Genomic DNA, 244 nt, shown 5'->3' on the forward strand with positions numbered 1-244 from the left:
GTTTAGTGCTTTCACCGATGACGGGCCGACGCATGCGGTGTTGCCGGATGGTGGTGTCGCGTCGATCTCGTATGCGCGTGGTGGTAGTACGTGGTCGTTCGATGATGGTTCGAAGGTGTCGTACGACGGTTCGAGTCATGTGGTGTCGCAGGTGTCGGCGGATGGCTCGGTGTTTAGTGCTTTCACTGATGCGGGTCCGACGCATGCGGTGTTGCCTGATGGTGGTGCGGCGTCGATTAGTTAT

1 protein-coding gene is annotated in these 244 nt (G+C 58.2%); it reads left to right on the forward strand.

Annotation, left to right across the window (positions count from 1 at the left end; genetic code table 11):
• Nucleotides 1-244 (forward strand): hypothetical protein (locus tag ACLQ24_RS30680; protein ID WP_425895205.1); only part of this gene is annotated, 244 nt, incomplete at both ends.

Source organism: Micromonospora sp. DT4 (assembly GCF_049841675.1).
GTDB lineage: Bacteria > Actinomycetota > Actinomycetes > Mycobacteriales > Micromonosporaceae > Micromonospora.